The 22053-nt window shown below is 72.6% G+C and carries 17 protein-coding genes, 1 pseudogene and 1 riboswitch; of the genes and pseudogenes, 7 read left to right on the top strand and 11 right to left on the bottom strand.

What is annotated here, in order from left to right; genetic code table 11:
- Positions 1 to 95 precede the first annotated feature (95 nt).
- From H9645_RS12735 to bioD, 3 genes are all read right to left on the bottom strand, one after another.
- Positions 96 to 3278, bottom strand: coding sequence for a multidrug efflux RND transporter permease subunit (locus H9645_RS12735; RefSeq protein WP_191730057.1), 3183 nt, complete (start codon positions 3276 to 3278; stop codon positions 96 to 98).
- 5 nt (positions 3279 to 3283) lie between these two features.
- Positions 3284 to 4543, bottom strand: coding sequence for an efflux RND transporter periplasmic adaptor subunit (locus tag H9645_RS12730; RefSeq protein WP_191730056.1), 1260 nt, complete (start codon positions 4541 to 4543; stop codon positions 3284 to 3286).
- A gap of 94 nt (positions 4544 to 4637) precedes the next feature.
- Positions 4638 to 5345, bottom strand: coding sequence for a dethiobiotin synthase (gene bioD, locus H9645_RS12725; RefSeq protein ID WP_191730055.1), 708 nt, complete (start codon positions 5343 to 5345; stop codon positions 4638 to 4640).
- Here bioD and H9645_RS12720 point away from each other — a divergent pair.
- Complete coding sequence (locus tag H9645_RS12720; protein ID WP_191730054.1) at positions 5344 to 5829, top strand: GAF domain-containing protein; 486 nt, start codon at positions 5344 to 5346, stop codon at positions 5827 to 5829. The genes bioD and H9645_RS12720 overlap by 2 nt on opposite strands.
- On the top strand, positions 5826 to 6161 hold the full coding sequence (locus H9645_RS12715) for a TfoX/Sxy family protein (RefSeq protein ID WP_225218243.1): 336 nt from the start codon (positions 5826 to 5828) through the stop codon (positions 6159 to 6161). The genes H9645_RS12720 and H9645_RS12715 overlap by 4 nt, the downstream gene beginning before the upstream one ends.
- 138 nt (positions 6162 to 6299) lie before the next feature.
- Here H9645_RS12715 and cobS read toward each other — a convergent pair whose 3' ends face one another.
- From cobS to cobT, 3 genes are read right to left on the bottom strand one after another with little or no spacing between them, the layout of a single operon-like run.
- Positions 6300 to 7043, bottom strand: a complete 744-nt coding sequence (gene cobS / locus H9645_RS12710; protein ID WP_225218242.1) for an adenosylcobinamide-GDP ribazoletransferase — start codon at positions 7041 to 7043, stop codon at positions 6300 to 6302.
- A complete protein-coding gene (locus H9645_RS12705) occupies positions 7040 to 7639 on the bottom strand; it encodes a histidine phosphatase family protein (protein WP_191730053.1) in 600 nt (199 codons plus the stop codon). The genes cobS and H9645_RS12705 overlap by 4 nt, the downstream gene beginning before the upstream one ends.
- On the bottom strand, positions 7636 to 8700 hold the full coding sequence (gene cobT / locus H9645_RS12700) for a nicotinate-nucleotide--dimethylbenzimidazole phosphoribosyltransferase (RefSeq protein WP_191730052.1): 1065 nt from the start codon (positions 8698 to 8700) through the stop codon (positions 7636 to 7638). The genes H9645_RS12705 and cobT overlap by 4 nt, the downstream gene beginning before the upstream one ends.
- A 94-nt stretch (positions 8701 to 8794) precedes the next feature.
- Positions 8795 to 9046: riboswitch (cobalamin riboswitch) on the top strand.
- A gap of 127 nt (positions 9047 to 9173) precedes the next feature.
- On the opposite strand from cobT, the gene btuB reads away from it, so the two are divergent.
- Complete coding sequence (gene btuB / locus H9645_RS12695) at positions 9174 to 11054, top strand: TonB-dependent vitamin B12 receptor (protein ID WP_191730051.1); 1881 nt, start codon at positions 9174 to 9176, stop codon at positions 11052 to 11054.
- Between the two features lie 74 nt (positions 11055 to 11128).
- Here btuB and gph read toward each other — a convergent pair whose 3' ends face one another.
- Genes gph through H9645_RS12680 form a run of 3 tightly spaced genes read right to left on the bottom strand, consistent with a single transcriptional unit; the run spans position 11129 to position 13820 of the window.
- On the bottom strand, positions 11129 to 11800 hold the full coding sequence (gene gph, locus H9645_RS12690; protein ID WP_318240545.1) for a phosphoglycolate phosphatase: 672 nt from the start codon (positions 11798 to 11800) through the stop codon (positions 11129 to 11131).
- Positions 11801 to 11854: 54 nt separating this feature from the next.
- Positions 11855 to 13138, bottom strand: a complete 1284-nt coding sequence (locus tag H9645_RS12685) for a sensor histidine kinase (RefSeq protein ID WP_191730049.1) — start codon at positions 13136 to 13138, stop codon at positions 11855 to 11857.
- The gene (locus H9645_RS12680) at positions 13128 to 13820 is read right to left on the bottom strand and encodes a response regulator transcription factor (RefSeq protein WP_191730048.1); all 693 of its coding nucleotides are present in this window, start codon (positions 13818 to 13820) and stop codon (positions 13128 to 13130) included. The genes H9645_RS12685 and H9645_RS12680 overlap by 11 nt, the downstream gene beginning before the upstream one ends.
- Before the next feature lie 135 nt (positions 13821 to 13955).
- Between H9645_RS12680 and H9645_RS12675 the strand changes: the two genes are divergently transcribed.
- The 3 genes and pseudogenes from H9645_RS12675 to H9645_RS12665 form a co-directional block, all read left to right on the top strand.
- Complete coding sequence (locus H9645_RS12675; RefSeq protein ID WP_191730047.1) at positions 13956 to 15659, top strand: ArnT family glycosyltransferase; 1704 nt, start codon at positions 13956 to 13958, stop codon at positions 15657 to 15659.
- A 148-nt stretch (positions 15660 to 15807) separates the two neighbouring features.
- Positions 15808 to 16581 carry a glycosyltransferase family 2 protein gene (locus H9645_RS12670; RefSeq protein WP_191730046.1) on the top strand — a complete coding sequence of 258 codons (774 nt, stop codon included), beginning with the start codon at positions 15808 to 15810 and terminating at the stop codon, positions 16579 to 16581.
- Positions 16578 to 16868: pseudogene (locus H9645_RS12665) on the top strand (lipid-A-disaccharide synthase N-terminal domain-containing protein); the annotation flags it as partial. The gene H9645_RS12670 and the pseudogene H9645_RS12665, both read left to right, overlap by 4 nt.
- A 20-nt stretch (positions 16869 to 16888) precedes the next feature.
- Here the strand turns inward: H9645_RS12665 and dinB are convergent.
- Positions 16889 to 17956 carry a DNA polymerase IV gene (gene dinB / locus H9645_RS12660; RefSeq protein ID WP_191730044.1) on the bottom strand — a complete coding sequence of 356 codons (1068 nt, stop codon included), beginning with the start codon at positions 17954 to 17956 and terminating at the stop codon, positions 16889 to 16891.
- 115 nt (positions 17957 to 18071) lie between these two features.
- Positions 18072 to 20774: a bifunctional acetate--CoA ligase family protein/GNAT family N-acetyltransferase gene (locus H9645_RS12655; protein WP_191730043.1), complete on the bottom strand. Its 2703-nt coding sequence runs from the start codon at positions 20772 to 20774 to the stop codon at positions 18072 to 18074.
- A 99-nt stretch (positions 20775 to 20873) separates the two neighbouring features.
- Between H9645_RS12655 and iadA the strand changes: the two genes are divergently transcribed.
- Positions 20874 to 22043 (top strand): beta-aspartyl-peptidase, encoded by a 1170-nt coding sequence (gene iadA / locus H9645_RS12650; protein ID WP_191730042.1) that lies wholly within the window; start codon positions 20874 to 20876, stop codon positions 22041 to 22043.
- Positions 22044 to 22053 lie beyond the last annotated feature (10 nt).

Raw genomic sequence — 22053 nt, 5'->3', positions numbered from 1 at the left:
TGAGACGGCTTGATCCGCGTAATCCGCGTAATCCGTGGCAACAAAAGCTTTCCCGGAAACAAGGAAGGGGCCGGAACATCCGGCCCCTTCGTGCATCAGCCCGCAGCGGGCGGCAACGTGCCTCCGCCGCCCGGCTTCGCGGCCGGCGCCGGATCGTCCAGGCGCTCGCCCAGCACCCGGCGGACGGTCACGAAGAACACCGGGATCAGCAGCAGGCCGAGGAAGGTCGCGAACAGCATGCCGCCGATCACGCCCGTGCCCAGCGCGTGGCGCGCGTTGGCACCGGCGCCCGACGACAGCGCCATCGGCGTCACGCCCATGATGAAGGCGAAGGACGTCATCAGGATCGGACGCAGGCGCATGCGCGCGGCCTCGATCACCGCCTCGCGCAGCGGCTTGCCCTGCGCGCGCTCCAGCACCGCGAACTCGATGATCAGGATCGCGTTCTTCGCCGCCAGGCCGATCACCGTGACCATGCCGATCTTGAAGAAGATGTCGTTCGACAGCCCCGGGCGCAGCATCGTGAACACCACCGCGCCGAGGATGCCCAGCGGCACGATCAGCAGCACCGCCACCGGGATCGACCAGCTCTCGTACAGCGCCGCCAGGCAGAGGAACACCACCACCACCGACAGCACCAGCAGCAGCGTCGCGGTATTGCCGGCGATGATCTCCTGGTAGGACATGCCGGCCCAGTCGTAGCCGAAGCCCGCCGGCAGCTCCTCGGTGACGATGCGTTCCATCGCGCCCATGGCCTCGCCCGAGCTGTGCCCCGGCGCCTGCGAGCCGACGATGTTCACCGCCGAGTAGCCGTTGTAGCGGGTCAGCGACGGCGTGCTCATCGTCCACTGCGCATCGACCACGTTGGACAGCGGAATCATGCTGCGCTCGCCGTCGGCGCCCACCGGGCCCGGCGTGTAGTAGCGCGCCAGTGAACCGGGATCGGTGCGGTAGGGCGCGTCGGCGCGCATGTTGACGCGCTTCACGCGGCCGTCGGCGAAGTAGTCGTTGACGTACACCGGCGCCAGCATCAGCTGGATCGCGCTGTAGATGTCGCTGACCGACAGCCCCATCGCCTGCGCCTGCACGCGGTCGACGGTGAGCTTGAGCTGCGGGGCGTCCTCGAGCGTGTTGGGGCGCACCGCCGTCAGCGCCGGATCCTGGGCCGCCGCGCCGAGCAGCTGGTTGCGCGCGGCGGTCAGGGCCTCGCGGCCGAGTCCGGCGCGGTCCTGCAGGTACATGTCGAAGCCGCCGAACTGGCCCAGGCCCTGCACCGTCGGCAGGTTCACCACGAAGATCTGCGCGTCGCGGATGCCGTACAGGGCGCCGTTGGCGGCCTGCAGGAAGTCCTGCACGGTGCCGTCGCGGTCGTCCCAGTCCTTGAGCTTGATGAAGGCCATGCCGACGTTCTCGCCCTGGCCGATGAAGCTGAAGCCGGCGACCTGCATCATGCTTTCGTAGCCGTCGACCTGCTCCAGCGTGGCGCGCACGTCCTCGAACACGGCCTGCGTGCGCTGCAGGGTGGAGCCCGGCGGCAGCTGCACGATGGCCATGGCGTAGCCCTGGTCCTCCTCGGGCAGGAAGCTGCCCGGCAGGCGCGTGAACAGCAGGCCGGTCACCACCACCAGCGCGGCGAACACCAGCATCCAGCGCGGGGCATGGCTGATCGCGCTGCCGATGTGGCGCACGTACACCGCCGCGACCCGCTCGTAGTACCTGTTGAAGGTGCGGAAGACGACGTTGCGGGGCTTGCCCGTTCCCTCGCCGTGGTGCACGTCGGAGGCCTTGAGGAAGCTGGCGCACAGCGCCGGCGTGAAGCCCAGCGCGAGGAAGGCCGAAAAGCCCATCGCCACCGCGATCGTGATCGCGAACTGCTTGTAGATCTCGCCCGACGCACCGCCCTGCAGCGCGCTGGGAATGAACACCGCCGCCAGCACCACGGTGATCGCGACCACGGCGCCGGTGATCTGGTCCATGGCCTTGATCGTGGCCTCGCGCGGTGCCAGGCCCTCCTCGGTCATGATGCGCTCGACGTTCTCGATCACCACGATCGCGTCGTCGACCACGATGCCGATCGCCAGCACCATCGCGAACAGCGTCAGCTGGTTCACGGTGAAGCCCAGGATGCTCAGGCCCAGGAAGGTGCCCAGCAGCGCCACCGGGATCACCAGCGTCGGGATGATGGTCGCGCGCAGGTTCTGCAGGAAGATCAGCATCACCAGGAACACCAGCACCACGGCTTCCAGCAGGCTCTTCACCACTTCCTTGATGGAGATGGTCACGAACGTGGTGCTGTCGAACGGCGAGAACCATTCCACGCCCTGCGGGAAGCTGCCCTGCAGTTCGTTCATGCGCGAGGTCACGCCCTCGGCCACGGTGAGCGCGTTGGCGCCGGGCAGCAGCTGGATGGCGAAGGCGCCCGTGGGCTGGCCGTTGAACTTGGTGTCGAAGCCGTAGCCCTGCGCACCGATGTCGATGCGTGCCACGTCCTTCAGCCGCACCGTGCCGCCATCGGCATCCGCGCGCAGGATGATGTCGCCGAACTGCTCCGGCGTGGCGAAGCGGCCCTCGGCCGACACCGTCGCGGTGAAGCCCTGGCCCTCCGGCGCGGGGTCGGAACCGATCGAGCCCGCGGCGAACTGGACGTTCTGCCCGCGCACCGCCTGCAGCACCTGGCTCGCCGACAGGCCGTAGCCCTGCATCCGGTCCGGGTTGAGCCAGATGTTCATGGCGTACTCGGAGCCGAACTGCTGGGTGCTGCCGACGCCGGGCACGCGCGAGATCTGCTCGAGCACGCTGGCGCCGATCAGGTTGTTGAGCGCGTTGCGGTCGAACGCGGGGTTCGACGAGCGCATGCCCACCACCATCAGGAAGCCGGCGTTGGCCTTGGCCACCACCACGCCCTGCTGGGTGACCTCGCTGGGCAGGCGCGGCGTGGCCAGCGCGACCTTGTTCTGCACCTGCACCTGGGCGATGTCGGGATCGGTGCCGGTCTGGAAGGTGAGCGTGATGCTGGCGCGGCCCGACGAGCTGGAGCTCGAGCTGAAGTACAGCAGGTTGTCGATGCCGGTGAGCTGCTGCTCGATCACCTGGGTGACCGCGCGCTCGGTGGTGGCGGCGTCGGCGCCGGGGTAGGTCGCGCCCACGGTCACCTGCGGCGGCGCGACGTTGGGATACGACTCGACGCCCATGTTGAGCAGCGCGATCACGCCCGAGAGCGCGATCAGGATCGAGATGACCCAGGCGAAGACCGGATGGTCGATGAAGAAACGAGGCATCGGCGTCAGTCCTGGCGACCGCTGGCGGCATCACCGGCCGACGCTGCTTCTGCGGCGTCGGCGGCGTCGGCCGCGTCGGTCGCCGGATCCGCCGCATCCGGATCGGCTGCGCCTTCGCCTACGCCCGGCGTCACGCCCGCGGCAGCGTCCTGGCCACCCGGTGCGGCCGCCGGCTGCGCTGGCGCCGCCGTCGCCGGCTCGCCCACGCGCGCGCGCTGCAGGCCCGACACCACCACCTGGTCGCCGGCGGCCAGGCCATCGGTCACGATCCACTGGCCGGCCTCGGCGCGGGCCGTGGTGACGTCCTTGCGGGCCACGTTGCCATCGGCGCCGACCACCAGCACGTAGGGGCCGTTGGCGTCGCGCTGCACCGCGGCCTGCGGCACCTGGAACACGCCGTGCTGCACGCCCAGCGTGGCCACCAGGGTCACGTAGGTGCCTGGCAGCAGGCGCCGGTCGGGGTTGGGCAGGGTCGCGCGCAGGGACACCGCGCCGGTGTCCGGATCCACGATGTCGCCGGAGAAGTCCATCTCGCCGGGGTGCGCGTAGACGCTGCCGTCGGGCAGCAGCACCTGCACCTCCACCGGCCCGTCGCGGTCCAGCTGCATGCCGCGGATCCGGTCGAGGTCGCCGGCGGCCATGCTGAAGTTCACGTACAGCGGGTCGATCTGGTCGACCGTGGTCAGCAGCGTCGCCGTGCCCTGGCCGACCAGCGCGCCCTCGGTCACCTGCTGCTTGCCGGCGCGGCCGGCGATCGGCGCGCGCACGGTGGCGTAGCCGAGATTGATGTTGGCGCTCTCCACCGCCGACTGCGCGGCCTGGACGGCGGCGTTGGCGCTGCGCTCCGCGGCCAGCGCGTTGTCGAGGTCGGACTGCGAGATGTACTTCTGCGGCGCGAGGCTGCGCGCGCGCGCCGCGGCGGCGCGGGCGTTGGCCTGGTTGGCCGTGGCCTGGGCGAGCGCCGCCCGGGCCTCGCCGGCGGCGGCGCGCAGCGGTGCCGGGTCGATCTCGAACAGCACCTGGCCTTCGGCCACGTCGCTGCCCTCCTGGTAGACGCGGCGCTGGACCACGCCGGGCACGCGCGCGCGGACATCGGCGCTGCGATAGGGCGCCAGCCGGCCGACGAGGTCGAGGCGCAGCGGCGCATCGGTGGGCTGCACCGCCACCACGCCCAGTTCGGGCGGCGGCGGTGCCTGTGGCGCGTCCTCCCCACCGCAGGCCGCCAGTGCCGCGAGCAGGATCGGGATCAGGGCGATGCGGCGCATGAGGGGTCCTTGGGGGAGATTCTGAACCGGAAAGTATGGCATCGCCTTGCCGCCGCGGACGTGCAGGAAGTCAGGGACGCGGATCGGCGCGCATTCACCCGCCTTCGGCGATGACGGAGGCCGCGGACGCCAGGTTCGACGCCAACGCCGCCGGGTCGGCGGGCGCCGGCGTCCAGGGCAGGACGCCCAGACAGGGGACGGGCAGCGCGTCGCGCAGCAGGGCGAGATAGTCTTGGCCGCGCCCGAAGCCCGGATCGACCGCGCTGGCGATCCAGCCAGCCAGCCGGCAGCCATCGCCCTGGATGGCGCGCACCGTGAGCCGGGCGTGGCTCAGGCAGCCCAGGCGCAGGCCCACCACCAGCAGCACCGGCAGCTCGAGCGCGTGCGCCAGGTCGGCGTGCTCGATGCCGTCGGCCAGCGGCGACAGCCAGCCGCCCGCGCCTTCGACCACGACCACGTCCGCGCGCGACGCCAGGCGCGCATGCGCCGCCAGCATGGGCGCCAGCGCGACCTCCACGCCCGCCGCGCGCGCGGCCAGCTGCGGCGCGGTCGGCTCGGGCAGCGCCCAGGGATTGACGTCGTCGTAACCGGGTACGGGATCGCTGGCCGCCTGCAGCGCCAGCGCATCCTCGTTGCGCCATCCTTCGGGGGTTGCGTCGCAGCCTGCCGCGACCGGCTTCATCCCCACCGCGCGCAGGCTGCGCGCCCGCAGCGCATGAAGCAGGACCGCGCTGGCCAGGCTCTTGCCGACGCCGGTGTCGGTCCCGGTGACCAGGACCCCGCGCGTTACACTCGTCTGCATGTTCACCACGCAAAGTCTAAGCGGCGACAAGCCGCAACAGTACGCCGGGCTTGCCGCACAGGCACGCGCCCTGCTCGCCGGCGAACGCGACCGCATCGCCAACGCCGCCAACCTCTCGGCGCTGGTCTACCACGCGCTGCCCGACCTCAACTGGGTCGGCTTCTACTTCTTCGACGGCACCGAACTGGTGGTCGGCCCCTTCCAGGGCCAGCCGGCCTGCGTGCGCATCCCGCTCGACCGCGGCGTCTGCGGCGCCGCGGCCAGCTCGGGCGAAACCCAGCGCGTCGAGGACGTCGAGGCCTTCCCCGGCCACATCGCCTGCGACGCCGCCTCGCGCTCGGAACTGGTGGTGCCGCTGTTCCGCGACGGCGCGCTGGTCGGCGTGTTCGACCTCGACAGTCCGGTTCCGGGCCGGTTCGACGTTGATGACCAGCGGGGACTCGAGGAGATCGCGCGCGTGTATCTGGACTCACTGGCGACATGAGCGCACCGCCGCTCAAGATGCGCAATATCGGGCCGAAATCGGCCGCATGGCTGCGCCAGGTCGGGCTGAGGACGCCCGAGGACCTGGTCGAGGCCGGGCCGCTGGAAGCCTTCATGCGCATCAAGCGCGCCGGCTTCAAGCCCAGCCTGAACCTGCTGTACTCGCTCGAAGGCGCGCTGCGCGACTGCCACTGGCAGGACGTGCCGGAGGATCGTCGCGCCGAACTGGTGGCCGCGGCCGAAGAGGCGATCGCCGAGCTGCCTGCGCCGCGCAACCGCCCGCCGGCGGGGCCGGTGACCACCACCGTGATGCACGACGACGACGCCAGCTGAGCCGGCCCGCCCGCCGGAACGCCGGGCCGCTCCGCACGGTCGCACCCACCCTGATCGCATCTGCCCGCCTGTAGGAGCAGCTACAGCTGCGACCGGCGTGGCTCGACGCGAGGACCGCGGTCGCAGCTGTAGCTGCTCCTACAGGGGATGAACGGGCACTCCCGCCGCCAGCACCAGGGCCAGCAGCAGCAGGGTTTCCATCGCCTCGATGCTGGCGCCCAGGCAGTCGCCGGAGATCCCGCCCAGCCGGCGCCGCCAGTACGCGCCGATCAGCGGCACCAGCGCCAGCGCCACCAGCAGCGGCGGCACCACCACGAGGCTCAGCGCCGCCAGCGCCAGCGCCCACAGCCACACCGCGCGCATGCCCAGCTTCCAGGAGAAGCGCTCGGCCATGCCGGCCTGCTGGATCGGCGGCAGGCGGCGACTCCACCACAGGGTGCCCCAGCGCGCCCAGGCCGGCAGCAGCGCGATGCCCCACCACCAGGCGGCGCCGGCCAGCTCGGCCAGCAGCACCAGCTTCAGCAGCAGCTGCACGACCAGGCTGACCGCGCCGAAGACGCCGATGTGCGGATCCTTCAGCACCGCGAGGAAGCGCGCCGGATCGCGGTGCGCCGCGCCCATCGCGTCGGCGACGTCGCTCATGCCGTCCAGGTGCAGCGCACCGGTCACCCAGGTCCACAGCGCCAGCGCCAGCACCGCGGCCAGCCACGGACGGTCGTCGAAGGCCCACAGCGGCAGCGCCAGCAGCAGGCCGATCGCGATTCCGACCAGCGGGTGGTAGACCGCCGAATGCGTGAGGTCGTCGTCGCGGAAGTCGTGCACCTGCGGCGTCGGCAGCCGGGTCAGGAACTGGAAGGCGAGGATCATGCGGCGCAGGCTCATGGCTGGGCGAGCTCCAGCAGTTCGCCCCAGGGGCGGCCGTCATCGCCCGTTTCCACGCGCAGGCGCAGGCGGGTGCCGTAGTCGATGCGCAGCGCCCACGATGCCGCCAGCGGCAGGCCGCAGGCCTGGACCAGGGCCATCCGCAGCGGGCCGCCATGGCTGACCACGAGCACCGGCTCATCTTCGGCGCTGGCGCCAGCCGCCGCGCAGACCAGCAGTGCGCGCAGCGCCGCCGCGATGCGCTCGCCGAACACATCCCAGCGCTCGGCACCGGGCGGCGGATGGCGCAGCGGATCGGCGTGGAAGGCGGCCACGGCGGCCGCCGGGAGCTCCGCGCCGCGCCGGCCGTCCCAGTCGCCGAAGTCGTACTCGGCCCATCGCGGCTCGGTCTCCACCGGCAGGCCCAGCGGCTTCGCCAGCGCCAGCGCGGTGTCGTGGGCACGACGCAGCGGCGAAGCGAGCACCCGCGACCAGCCGATGCCGGCATGGCGCCGGCAGGCCGCGTCGGTGGCGCCCACGACCAGCGCCGGATCGCTGCGGCCGTCCATATGGCCGCGGCGTCCGGTGTCGGCGTGGCGCACCAGGTCCAGGATCACGCCGGCGATGCCCCGGCCACCGCGGCCTCCTCGAAGGTCGCCATGTCGTTGTGCAGGGCGCAGGCCAGGCGCAGCAGCGGCAGGGCCAGCGCCGCGCCCGAGCCTTCGCCCAGCCGCAGGTCGAGCCGCAGCAGCGGCGTGGCGTCCAGCGCTTCGAGCAGTCGCGCATGGCCGCGCTCGGCCGAGCAGTGCGAGAACAGCAGCCAGTCGCGCACGCCCGGGTTGAGGCCCACTGCCACCAGCGCGGCGGCCGACACGATGAAGCCGTCGACCAGCACCGGAACGCCGCGCTGCGCGGCGGCCACCATCGCACCGGCCATGGCCGCGATCTCCAGCCCACCGACACGCCGCAGCGCTTCGAGCGCGGGCGTCGGCGCGGCGGCGATCGCACCGCCATGCAGGGCCAGCGCGCGCTCGATCACCCGCTGCTTGCCTTCGATCCGGGCGTCGTCGAGTCCGGTCCCGGCGCCCACCAGCCCATCGGCCGGCAGCGCGGCCAGCGCACAGGCCAGCGCGCTCGCCGGCGTGGTGTTGCCGATGCCCATTTCGCCCAGCAGCAGCAGGTCGGCATCCTGGCCGGCCTCGTCAACGGCGCGGCGTCCGGCCTCGAGCACGTGCGCCACCTCGACCGCGTCCATCGCCGCCTCCGCGCTAAGATCGCGGGTGCCGCGGCAGGGCTTGTCGACGGTAGCGCCGGGCACCGGACCCTCGGCCAGGGTGCCGACGTCGCGCAGGTGCAGCGGCAGCCCCAGCTCGCGCGCCAGCACCGCGATGGCGGCGCCGCCGGCGGCGAAGTTGGCGAGCATCTGCACGGTCACCTCGGCCGGGAACGCGGAGACGCCCTGCGCGACCACGCCATGGTCGGCCGCGAACAGCAGCACCGGCACCCGGGCAGCGCGGGGACGGTCACGGGCCTGCATCGCCGCCAGCTCGACGGCCAGGGTTTCCAGGCGGCCCAGCGCGCCGGGCGGCTTGGTCAGGCAGGCCTGTCGCGCTTCGGCGCGCTCCGCGTGCTCGCGCGAGAGGACCGCGCAATCCCCGCTCCACCACGCTCCGGCCATCCGACACCCCCAGTGAAAGAGGCCCGCATTCTATCGGCCGCGGTGTCCCGCGACCCGGGCGCGAAAGCTTTGGCGCCGCCGCCGGCGATCGCTTAGACTGCGCCCCACTTCTGGTGACCCGCGGGGATTCCTCCAAGGGTTGAAACGGGAAGCCGGTGACCTTCATCCCAGCCACGGCTGGCAAAGCATTCCGGCGCTGCCCCCGCAACGGTAGGCGTGGAACACCCCGGCAAACCGCCACTGTGCATCCGCACGGGAAGGCGCCGGGGCCGGGCGTCACGGTCGGTCCGCTGATCGCAATGCCCTTCCCGCAAGCCCGGAGACCGGCCAGGAGGACGACTGGTTGCGATGCGGAGGGCATTGCGGCGGCAGCGCGCGCCGTGCCGAAGCACGTCAACCCCTTCCGTCGATCTCCGTGACCGCAGCCCCCAACGACACCGTCGCGCGGGCGTGCGCGACGCATGGAGACACCGATGAAGCTGCAGCACCAGATCCTGACCACCGCCGTGGCGCTTGCCCTGTCCCCGGCCGCACTGGCCTCGGGCGCGATCCAGGCCACCGACCTCGACACCATCGTGGTGACCGCCACCCGCACCGCCATCAATGCCCAGGACAGCAACGTCCCGGTGCAGGTGATCGACCGTGCGGTGATCGAGCGCAGCCAGGCGACCTCCCTGGTCGACCTGCTGCGCGGGCGCGCGGGCATCAACCTCGCCAACCAGGGCGGGCCCGGCAAGCTGTCCTCGGTGTTCCTGCGCGGCACCGAGTCCGACCACGTGCTGGTGATGGTGGACGGCGTGCGCATCGGCTCGGCCACCTCGGGCATGGCCGCCTTCCAGGACCTGCCGCTGGACCAGGTCGAACGCATCGAGATCGTGCGCGGGCCGCGCTCGAGCCTGTACGGCTCCGAGGCCATCGGCGGCGTGATCCAGATCTTCACCCGCCGCGCCGCGGCCGGCGAAGGCCTGCGCTCCAACTTCAGCCTGGGCGTGGGCAGCAACAGCCTGCGCCAGGCCAGCGCCGGCATCGGCAATACCGGCGAGCGCGGCTGGTTCCAGGCCCAGGGCGCCTGGCAGCGCACCGACGGCATCGACTCCTGCCGCGGCACCGCCGCGGGCTGGGGCGCGGGCTGCTTCGCCGACGAGCCCGACCGCGACGGCTACCGCAACAGCTCGGTGAGCGTGCGCGGCGGCGGCAAGCTCGGCGACACCGTCGAACTCGAGGGCCATGCGCTGGTGGCCGACGCCTTCAACGAGTACGACGGCAGCGTCTTCGGCGGCAACGAGGCCGACACCCGGCAGCAGGTCTTCGGTGGCCGCATGGGCTGGCGCCCGGACCAGGGCACCGAGGTCAACGTCCGGATCGGCCGCGCCGACGACAACGCCGACAACCACTTCTTCGACCACGCCACCGGCACGCGCACCTTCGCCAGCACCTTCGACACCCGCCGCGACACCGCGTCGGTGCAGGGCGACTTCACCGTGGGCGAGGAGCAGGTCCTCAGCGCCGGCATCGACTGGATGCGTGACAAGGTCACCAGCAGCACGGAGTTCACCGTCCGCGACCGCGACAACACCGGGCTGTTCGTCGCGTACCAGGGCGGCTTCGGCGCGCACAGCCTCGAGGCCAGCCTGCGCCACGACGACAACGAGCAGTTCGGCGGCCACTCCACCGGCAGCCTCGGCTACGGCCTGGAATTCGGCGACGGCTTCCGCTTCACCGCCAGCGCCGGCACCGGCTTCAAGGTGCCGACCTTCAACGACCTCTATTACCCCGGCGGCTGGGGCAATCCGGACCTCGAGCCCGAGGAGTCGAAGACGCTCAACCTCGGCATCGCGCAGTACGGCGAAGGCTGGAACTGGACCTTCAACGCCTTCCAGACCGACGTCGAGGCGCTGATCGGCTACGACCTGGACTTCGCCCTGGTGAACGTCGACGAGGCGCGCATCCGCGGCGCCGAGCTGACCGGCTTCGTGTCGCTGGCCGGCTGGGACCTCAACGCCGAAATCAGCCACATCGATCCACGCAATGAAAGCGCCGGCAGCAACCACGACCACTGGCTGCCGCGGCGGTCGCGCAACACCGCTCGCGTGGACGTGGACCGGGCCTTCGGGGCGTTCCGCGTGGGCGCGAGCGCCTTCGGCAGCGGCGCGCGCTACGACGACGCCGCCAACCTGGTGCGCCTGCCCGGCTACGGCACGCTCGACCTGCGCGTGGAGTACGCCATCAACGCCGACTGGACGCTGCAGGCGCGCGCTTCGAACGTGTTCGACCGCGAGTACGAGACCATCGCCTGGTACAACCAGCCCGGCCGCGAATACGGCCTGACGCTGCGCTACGCCCCCGCCAACTGAGCCCGCGCTCCCCTGTAGGAGCAGCTATAGCTGCGAATTGCTTTGCATGCGGTGGGTCGCAGCTATAGCTGCTCCTACAGCTGCTCCTGCGGGCGGGCCAGGGACGGCAGGGTGGTGAGGTCGTCGAGCACGGCCACCGCACCCGCGCGCTCGAGGTCGAAGTCGCGCGGATAGCCATGGCGCAGCAGCACCAGGTCCATGCCGGCGGCCTTCGCGGCGCCGGCGTCGGCCTCGGAATCGCCCACCATCAGCGTGTCCGCCGCCGCCACGCCGTGCAGCGCCGCCAGGTGCAGCAGCGGCATCGCGTGCGGCTTGCGTTCGGCCAGGGTGTCGCCGCCGACGACGTGCGTGAAATAGTGGTCGATGCCCATCGCCTGCGCCAGCACGCGCGCCATGCGCTCGGGCTTGTTGGTCGCCATCGACATCGCCACGCCGGCGTCCGCCAGTGCATCGAGCGCTTCGACGGTGCCGGGATAGAGGCGTGCGTGGAGCAGCAGGCAGTCCTCGTAGTGGACCATCAGCCGCGGCATCACCGCGTCCACGTCGGCGGTGCTGCCGGCATGGCGCAGTGCGCTGTCGAGCAGCACGCGCGTGCCCAGTCCGATCCACGAGCGCACGGTGGCCTCGTCCTCGCGGGGATGGCCGAGCTCGTCGAGGGTGCGGTTCACCGCTTCGGCGATGTCGGCGGCGCTGTCGACCAGGGTGCCGTCGAGGTCGAACAGGACCAGTGCATAGGGAAAGGACACGCGGCGCCTCCTCGGCATGGGGGGAGCCATTGTCGCCGCGGTGGCGCGCGCGGGCTATTCGCTGACCCGCGCCACCGACAGGTCCAGGCGCGTGGTCGTGCCCTGCCCCGGCCGCGACGCGATCTCCAGCGTCCAGCCGAGATGCCCGCACAGCCGCGAGATCAGGTCCAGGCCGATGCCGCCGCGCTCGCGGCCACCTCCGCCGCGCGCCATCCGCGCATAGATCGCGCTGATCTCCTCGGGCGTCATGCCGTGGCCGGGATCATCGATGACCACGGCGCCACCGTCGACGCGGATGTCGATCTCGCCGCTGTCGCTGTTCTCGATGGCGTTGCGCAGCAGGTTGCCGATCGCGGCCTGGACCACCGGCAGCGGCGCCAGGATCCGGCAGCGCGCGGGCGCGTGCAGCAGCAGCGCCAGGCCCTTCTCGCGCGCCATCGGCAGGTGGTCGTCGATGATCTCGGGCAGCAGCTGCGCCAGGTCGATCCAGTCGCTGGACTGCGCCAGCCGCCCCGGATCCTTGGCCAGCACCAGCAGCAGCGCGATCAGGCGCTCGACCTCGCGCCCCGTGCGGCTGATGCGCGCGATCTGCTGCCGCGCCGCCTCCGGCACGCCGGCCTGCGCGGCCGCCAGCTCGGCCGCACCGGCGATCACCGAGACCGGCGTGCGCAACTCGTGGCTCATGCTGTCGATGAAGACGCGTTCGCGCTCCACGTACTGCTCGTTGCGCACGATGTAGTCGTTGAGCGCCTCGGCGATCACCGCCAGCTCGGTGCTGGCGTCCTCCGGCAGCGCGATGCGCTGGCCAACCCGATCCGGGCGCAGTCCCGCGATGCCCTGCGCAAACGCGCGCATCGGCCGCGTCAGCCGGTCGACGCCCCAGCCGATCGCCAGCCCCAGCAGCGCCACCATCACCAGCATCGCGCCCAGCACGCTGGCGGCGACGAAGAACTCCCGCCGCTCGAAATCGCCGATGTCGAGCGCGAGCGCCCACGGGTGCCCCTCCACCTCGCGCACCAGCACCACCCATTCCTTGCCGTCGAACACCACCTCGTCGTGCAGCCCGGGCGCCAGGCCCCGCAGCGCGTCCGGCAGCGGGCTCGCGGCATCGTCTCCATACAGGAATAGAGTCTCGGTATCGCTCCAGCGCTGGTCAGGCGAAAGCGCGCGCCGGCCTTCGATGTGGTCGAACTCGGCTTCGAGCAGCGACGTCCAGACCAGCTGTTCGGCATGCTCGTTGACGAGGAAGCCGTAGGAGTAGACCGCCGCCGAGACCAGCACCGCGTACGCCAGCAGGCCCTGCACCATCCGCCGCCGCAGGCTGGTCCTAGCCGGCATCGTCGTCCCCGGCCGCTTCGCCCAGGCGGTAGCCGATCCGCGGCAGCGTGTGCAGCAGCTTCACCGGCCAGGCGCCGTCGATGCTGCGCCTGAGCTCGTACACGTGCGAGCGCAGCATGTCGCCGTCCGGGGGATCGTCGCCCCACAGCGCCTGCTCCAGCCGCTCGCGCGTGACCGCGGCCGGGCTGGCGCGCATCAGCACCTCGAGCAGCTTCCGGCAGGCCGGATACAGGTGCAGGCTGCGGCCGGCGCGGGTGACGTCGAGGGTGGTGAGGTCGTAGCGCAGGTCGGCCACCTCCAGCACGCGGCCGCGTCCGCGGCCCCTGGCGCGCGCGACCAGGGCCTCGATGCGGACCTCCAGCTCCGGCAGCTGGAAGGGCTTGGTCAGGTAGTCGTCGGCACCGGCGCGGAAGCCTGCGATCTTGTCGGGCAGCTCGTCGCGCGCGGTCAGCATCAGCACCGGCATGTCGTGGCCGGCCTCGCGCAGGCGGCGCAGCACTTCGCGGCCGTCCAGCCGCGGCAGCATCCAGTCGAGCACCACGGCGTCGTAGGCCTGGGTCGAGGCGAGGTGGTAGCCGGTGGGTCCGTCCGGGGCCGCGTCCAGCACGTGGCCGCGCGCTTCGAAATAGTCGAAGAGGTTGGCGACCAGGCTCTGGTTGTCTTCCACGACCAGCAGGCGCATGGGAAGCTCCGGTGGGAGGGGACAGGCTGCGCGCCGTGACGTCGGAGCGATGTCGGAGGCGGCGCGCTCCGACGATTCTCCCACGCGCCGCCGACCACCATCGCCCGGACACCCGGTCCCCCGATGCAGACGCCGATGCCGCCGCCGCGCCCCGCCCGCACGCCGCTCCCGCCCCGCTGGCTACTGCTGGCACTGCTGCTGTTCGCGCTGGCCGCCGGCATCGGCCTGCGCGATCCCTCGCCGCCGGACGAGCCGCGCTTCGTCCTGGCCGCCAGCGCCATGGTCGACAGCGGCGACTGGCTGCTGCCACGCCGGGGCCGCGAGTTCTATGCCGAAAAGCCCCCGGTCTTCATGTGGATGCAGGCGGCCGCCTGGACCCTGGTCCGCGACTGGCGGGTGGCGTTCCTGCTGCCGTCGCTGCTGGCGGCGCTGGCGACGCTGTGGCTGGTGCGGCGCACGGGCGCGCGGCTGTGGTCGCCGCGGCACGGGCCGTGGGCGGCGGCGGCGCTGTTCGTCTGCCTGCAGTTCGGCCTGCAGGCCAAGCGCGCGCAGATCGACATGGTGCTGGTGCTGATGACCACGCTGTCGCTGTGCGCGCTGCTGCGCTACCTGCTGGACGGATACCGGCGGCGCTGGCTGGCGCTGGGCCTGTTCGCGGCCGGGCTCGGCACCGTCACCAAGGGCGTGGGCTTCCTGCCGGTGCTGGTGCTGCTGCCCTGGCTGTGGCCGGGGCTGCGACGGCGGCGGCCACGTCGGCCCGGTGCGCGCGTCGCCGGCGATGCGGTGCTCGGGCTGGCCGCCTTCGCCGCGGGCGCGGCGGTCTGGCTGGCACCGCTGGGCATCGCGCTGCTGCGCCATCCCGATCCCGCACTGCAGGCCTATGCGCACGAGCTGCTGTTCCGCCAGACCGGCACCCGCTACGTCAACGCCTGGCACCACGTGCAGCCGCCCTGGTACTACGCGCAGGTGATCGCGACCCTGTGGCTGCCGGGCGCCCTGCTGCTGCCCTGGCTGCTGCCGGCCTGGTGGCGGCGCCTGCGCCGCGGCGATCCGCGCCACGCGCTGCTGCTGGGCTGGGCGGCCCTGGTGCTGCTGTTCTTCTCGCTGAGCCCGGGCAAGCGCGAGGTCTACATCTTTCCCGCGCTGCCCGCGCTCTGCCTGGCCGCGGCGCCGCTGCTGCCGGCGCTGCTGCGGCGCGCCGGCGTGCAGTGGCTGCTGTCGGGCTGGCTGCTGCTGTGCGGCGCGCTGCTGCTGGGCGCCGCCGGCAGCGGCCTGTCCGACGCCGACTGGGCGACGCGGCTGGGTGGAACCCGGGGCATCGCGCCGGCCGACATGCGCGCTTTCCATTGGGCGCTGGGCGCACTCGGCGCCGCGGCCTGGGCGCTGGCCGCGGCCTTCCGCGGGCCGCGCGTGGGCTCCGGCCTGCTGCTGTTCACGGCCCTGCTGTGGGCCAGCTACGGGCTGGTGCTGGCGCCGGCGCTGGATGATTCGAGCTCGGGGCGGGCGCTGATGCGCGACGTCTCGGCGCGCATCGGCGTGCAGGGCGAACTCGGCGCGATCGCCTGGCGCGAGCAGCACATGCTGCAGGCCGGCCGCCCGATGCAGGAGTTCGGCTTCAAACAGCCACTGCACCTGCAGTGGCGCGAGGCCGCGGACTGGGTGGCGGCGGCGCCGGAGCGGCGCTGGCTCTGGATGCCGGAGTACGCGCTGGGACCCTGCATCGACCGTGGCCGCGCGCGGATGATCGGCCATGCCAGCCGGCAGGACTGGTGGCTGGTGCCCGGGACCGCGGTCGATCCAGGGTGCAGCGTGCCGCCATTCGCCGCGGACGGGGATTAACGAAGCGCCAACATCGCTCCAACGGCTCTCCGACAGCGGCGCCCGGATCATTCCGCCACCCCACGCTGCCGACGCCTGCGATGCCCACCACCATCTCCACCGCGCCCCGCCACCGTGGCGACGCCCTTGCCGGGACGCAGCCATGACGATGAATCCGTCCCTCGCGCGGCGTCCGCTGCCGCCGGCGCTCAGCGTCGTCGTGCCCGCCTACAACGAAGCCGACAACCTGCCCGCCCTGCTCGACGAGATCGACGCCGCCCTCCGCCACGTCACCCGCTACGAGATCGTCTGCGTTGACGACGCCTCCGACGACGGCACCGCCGCGGCGCTGGCCGCCTGTGCCGCGAACCGCCCGCAGCTGCGCGTGCTCCGCCACCGCGCGCGCAGCGGCCAGAGCGCCGCGCTGCGCACCGGGGTCAAGGCCGCGCGGGCGGAGTGGGTCGCGACCCTCGACGGCGACGGCCAGAACGATCCCGCCGACCTGCCGCGGCTGTTGCAGGCACGCGCGGATGCCGACGACAGCGTGCGCCTGTTCGCCGGCTGGCGCGTGCGGCGCGAGGATTCCGCCAGCAAGCGCTGGGCCTCGCGCATCGCCAACGCGATCCGCACCCGGCTGCTGCACGACGCCACCCCGGACACGGGCTGCGGGATCAAACTGTTCGCGCGCGACGCCTTCCTCGACCTGCCCGCCTTCGACCACATGCACCGCTTCCTGCCGGCGCTGATGCAGCGCGCGGGCTGGCGCACGCTCAGCGTGCCGGTGAACCACCGCCCGCGCCGCCACGGCCAGAGCAAGTACGACAACCTCGGCCGCGCACTGGTCGGCATCAGCGACCTGCGCGGCGTGCTGTGGCTGCTGCGGCGCAATCCCTGCGCCGTCGCGGACGAACGCATCATCCGCAGCGGGGAGCTGCTGTCATGAACGGGACCATCGAAGCACTCGCATGGACCGGCATCGCGCTGACACCGTGGAAGCTGGTCGGCGTGGCCGGCGCCCTGCTGTTCGGCGCGCGCTGGCTGGTGCAGTTCGGCGCCTCCCGCCGCGCCGGACGCGCGGTGGTGCCACGCAGCTTCTGGATCATCAGCCTCTGCGGCAGCGCGATGACGCTGTCGTACTTCCTATTCTCGGACAAGCAGGACGCCGTCGGCGTGCTGCAGAACCTGCTGCCGGCGCTCACCGCGGCCTACAGCCTGTGGCTGGAGCTGCGCCCGACGCGCGCCGCGCCCGCTCAGGCGGATGCGAACAGCGGCGCCTGGACCGGCACGTCGTCGGCATCCCGGAAGCCGGCCAGGCCGACGCCGGCCAGCCGGTAGCGGGTCGAGGCCGGCAGTTGCACGCGATCGCGCAGCGCCAGCGCGATCGCGGTGACCTGCTCCTCCGAGGCCGGTGGCGCGTCGGGGGTGAAGCTGCGGGTGAGGATGCGGAAGTCCGAGGTCTTGAGCTTCAGCACCACGGTGCGGCCGACGCGGTCGGTCTTGCGCGTCGCCGCCCAGGCCTTGGCCGCGAGCGCGCGGATCGCGGGCTCGAGTTCGTCCAGGCGCAGGTCGCTGGCGAAGGTGTCCTCGCTCGAGATCGACTGCACCGGCTGGTCCGGTTCGACCGGACGCTCGTCGATGCCGCGCGCGCGCCGGTACAGGCCGGCGCCGAAGCTGCCGAAGCGCGCCTGCAGCTCCTCCAGCGCGAAGGCGCGGAGGTCGCCGACGGTGGTCACGCCGATGTCGGCCAGCTTCTTCTCCATGACCTTGCCCACCCCGGGGATCTTCGACACCGGCAGCGGCGTCAGGAAGGCTTCGACCTGCGACGGCCTGACCACGAACTGGCCGTCGGGCTTGTTCCAGTCCGACGCGATCTTGGCCAGGAACTTGTTGGGCGCGACTCCCGCCGACGCGGTGAGCGACGTGGCCTCGCGGATTTCGGCGCGGATCATGCGCGCGGACTCGGTGGCGCTGGGCGAGGCGATCTTCGGCTCGGTGACGTCGAGATAGGCCTCGTCCAGCGACAGCGGCTGCACCAGGTCGGTGTGGGCGAGGAAGAGCCCGCGCACCTGCTTCGACACCGCCTTGTAGCGGGCGAAGTCCGGCGGCACGAACACGGCTTCCGGGCACAGCCGCTCGGCGCGCGCGGCCGGCATCGCCGAGCGCACGCCGAACACCCGCGCCTCGTACGACGCCGCGCAGACCACCGAGCGCGCGCCGCGCCAGGCCACCACCACCGGACGACCGCGCAGCGAGGGATCGTCGCGCTGCTCCACCGACGCGTAGAAGGCGTCCATGTCGATGTGGAGGATCTTGCGCATGGCCGCGCGATTATCGCCCACCGACGCCCACCGGCGCCTCCCGACGCCCGCCTGTAGGAGCAGCTAAAGCTGCGACCGTCCTTGTGGCGTGCCGGGGTCGCAGCTGTAGCTGCTCCTACAGGGGGGCGGCTTCGACGGGGAGGGTGACCAGCATCAGGGTGGCGTCGTCCGGGTCCGGAACCACCTGGAAGCCGAGGCGCCGGCACATGGCGAGCATGGTGCTGTTCTCGCGCAGCACCTGGCCCTCGATGGTGGACAGGCCCATCCAGCGCGCGACTTGGATCATCTCCTGCATCAGCCGCCAGCCCAGGCCGGCGCCCTTGAGGTCGGAGCGCACCATGATTCCGTATTCGCCGCGCTCGAAATCGGAGTCGGCCAGCAGGCGCACCGCGCCGAGCATCTCGCCGCTGGCGGCATCGATCGCCACCAGCGCCATCGAGCGCGCGTAGTCGAGCTGCACCAGGCGGGCGATGAAGTCGTGGCTGAAGTCGCGCACGGCGCGGAAGAAGCGCAGGCGCAGGTCCTCGGCGCTGACGTGTTCGAAGAAGCGCCGGAACATGGCGTCGTCCTCGGGGCGCACCGGGCGCACGAAGGCCTCGCGGCCGTTGGACAGCACCAGCGTGCGCTCCAGCTCGGTCGGATACGGGAATACCGCAAAGCGCGGATGGCCGCGGCCGCGATGCAGGCGCGTCGACGGCGCCACCGCGATCCGCGCGTCCACCGCCACCGCGCCCTCGGCGTCGGCCAGCAGCGGGTTGATGTCGACCTCGAGGATTTCCGGGATGTCGGCCGCCAGCTGCGCCAGCTTCACCAGCACCAGGGCCAGCGCGCGCTCGTCGGCGGCCGGCACGTCGCGGTAGGCACGCAGGATCCGCGACACGCGGGTGCGGCCGATCAGCTCGTGCGCGAGGCGCAGGTCCAGCGGCGGCAGCGCCAGCGCCGTGTCGTCGATCACTTCCACCGCGGTACCGCCGCGGCCGAACACCACCACCGGGCCGAACACGGGGTCGTCGGCGATGCCGGCGATCACTTCGCGCGCCTTCGCGCGCAGCACCATCGGATGCACGCTGACGCCGTCGATGCGGGCGTCGGGGCGCAGGGTCTGCGCCCGCGCGATGATCCCCGCCGCGGCCTCGCGCACCGCCGCTTCACTGCCCAGGTGCAGGCGCACGCCGTCGACGTCCGACTTGTGCGCGATGTCGGGCGACAGCACCTTGACCGCCACCCTGCACCCTTCGTCCAGCAGGGGACGGGCGGCCTCGACCGCGGCGTCGGCGTCGGCAGCCAGCACCGGCGCGGCGATGGCGATGCCGTAGGCGCCCAGCAGGCGCGCGGTGGCCGCGGGATCCAGCCATTCGCGGCCTTCGGCCAGCGCCGCGGCCACCAGCGCCTGCGCGGCCGCGCGGTCCACCGCGAAATCCTCCGGCAGGCTGGGCGGCGTCTCCATCAGCGCCGCCTGCGCCTCGCGGTGGCGCACCAGGTACATGAAGCCGCGCACGGCCTCGGCCTCGCTGGCGTAGGTCGGCACCCCGGCAGCCCCGAGCAGACCGGCGGCGCCGCCATCGTCGCCCAGCCATAGCGCCAGCACCGGCTTCTTCGGGGCGCCACGCGGACGCTGCTGGAGTACGCGCACCGTGGCTTCCGCGGTCTCGCGCGGATCCGACAGCACCGTCGGCACGTTGACCGCCAGCACGGCGTCGTTGCCGGGATCGTCGAGCAGGGCCTGCAGGCCGGCGGCATAGCGCGCGCCGTCGGCGTCGCCGAGCAGGTCGACCGGGTTCGCGCGCGACCAGCCGCGCACGAGTTCGCCGTCCAGCCGCGCCACCGTCGCGTCGGCGAGCTTCGCCGGCCGGCCGCCCAGGTCCTGCAGGCGGTCGAGCGCGAGCAGGCCGGTGCCGGCACCGTTGGTCAGGACCGCCAGGCGCTTGCCGGGCACGCTGCCCAGGTGCGACAGCGTCTCCGCCGCGGCGAACAGCTCGTCCAGCGCGTGCACGCGCAGCAGGCCCGCGCGGCGGAAGGCGGCGTCGTACACGGCGTCCGGCGTGGCCAGCGTGGCGGCATGGCTCGACAACGGACCCGGGCGCCGCGCGTGGCGGCCAGGTCGCACCACCACCACCGGCTTGCCGCGTGCGGCGGCGCGCGCCGCGGACAGGAACTTGCGCGCGTCGCGCACGCGCTCGAGATACAGCAGGATCGCGCGGGTGTGGCGGTCGGTGGCGAACCAGTCCAGCAGGTCGCCGAAATCGACGTCGACGGCGTCGCCAAGCGAGACCACCGCGGAAAAGCCCAGCCCGCGCGCGCTCGCCCACTCGATCATCGCCGCGCCGATCGCGCCCGACTGCGACACCAGGGCCAGGTCGCCCTTCGGCGGCCGGTGCGCGGCGAAGCTCGCGAACAGCTTCGAGTGCGGCGTGATCACGCCCAGGCAGTTCGGCCCCACTACGCGCAGCCCGCGCTCGCGCGCGACCGCCTGCAGCGCCGCGTTGTGCGAGCCGGGGCCTTCGCCCATGTCGCGGGTCAGCACGATCAGCGCGCGCGCACCGGCATCGGCGGCGCGCATCGCCACCCGCGCCACCGTGGCCGGCGGCGTGGCCACCAGCACCAGCTCGGGCACGAAGCCGAGCGCGTCCAGGCGCGGCGCGGTCGCCACGCCCTCGAGTTCGGGATAGCGCCTGTTGACCACGCCGATGCGGCCGCCGAAGCCGCCGTCGATGACCTGCCGCAGCACCAGCCGGCCCAGCGAGCGTTCGCGCGGACTCCCGCCCACCAGCGCCACCGAGGCCGGCGAGAACACGGATCCGAGCGCGTAGGTACCCATTCGTGGACGACCGGCCTTGGGGGACCCGACGATACCACCGCCTTCCCGCGGTCCTCGCTTGACGCAGGGCGCGGCGCTGGCCAACCTTCGGCGATGACGATGATGCTGGTCCGCAACGCGGACGTGTATGCGCCCGCGCCGCTCGGACGGCAGGACCTGCTGGTGGGCGGCGGCCAGGTGCTGTGGATGGGCGCGGAGGCCCCCGCGCTGCCGGACATCCTGGCGGCCACGACGGTGGACCTCGCGGGGCGGCGGCTGGTACCGGGCTTCATCGATGGCCACGTGCACGTGACCGGCGGCGGCGGCGAGGCCGGCTTCGCCAGCCGCGTGCCGGCGCCGATGCTCTCGCGCTACACGCGCGGCGGCGTGACCTCGGTGGTGGGGTTGCTCGGCACCGACGACGTCGCCCGCGGCACGCGCGAGCTGGTCGCCGGGATCAACGCCCTGCGCGAGGAAGGCCTGTCGGCCTGGGGCCATGCCGGCGGCTACCACCTGCCGCCGGCCACGCTCACCGGCAGCGTGCGCGCGGACCTGGCCTTCATCGACTGCCTCATCGGAGTCGGCGAACTCGCGATCAGCGACCATCGTTCGAGCCAGCCGACGCTCGACGAGTTGCTGCGCGTCGCCTCCGAGACGCACGTCGCCGGGCTGATGACGGGAAAGGCCGGCATCGTCCACCTGCACCTGGGCGACGGGCCGCGCGGCCTCGACCTCGTGCGCCGCGCGCTCGACCAGAGCGAGCTGCCGCCGCGCGTCTTCAACCCGACCCACGTCAACCGCCGCCGCGCGCTGTTCGACGAAGCCATCGAGCTCGCGCGCCGTGGCTGCTGCATCGACATCACCGCCTTCCCGGTGGCCGACGACGAGGACGCGTGGAGCGCCGCCGACGCCCTGGTCCGCTACTTCGCCAGCGGCGCGCCGCGCGAGCGGGTAACCGTGAGCTCGGACGCCGGCGGCTGCCTGCCCTGCTTCGACGAGCAGGGCCGCGTCTGCAGCATGGAGGTCGGCCACTCCGGCGCCCTCGCCGTGACCCTGCGCGAACTGCTCGCGCGCGGTGTCGCGCTGGAGGACGCACTGCCGGCCTTCACCAGCAACGTCGCCGACCTGCTGCGCCTGCCCCGCAAGGGCCGGATCGCGGTCGGTGCCGACGCCGACCTGGTGGCGCTGGACGACGACGGCGGAGTCACCGACGTGATCGCGCGGGGACGCGTGCACGTGCGCGGGGGCGCCGTGGTGCGCCGTGGTACGTTCGAAACGCAGCACACCTGAAACAGCGGAG

The sequence above is a fragment of the Luteimonas colneyensis genome, from assembly GCF_014836665.1.
Lineage (GTDB): Bacteria > Pseudomonadota > Gammaproteobacteria > Xanthomonadales > Xanthomonadaceae > Luteimonas > Luteimonas colneyensis.
Note: the sequence above shows the minus strand (reverse complement) of the source record. Positions and strands in the feature narration are given on the sequence as shown.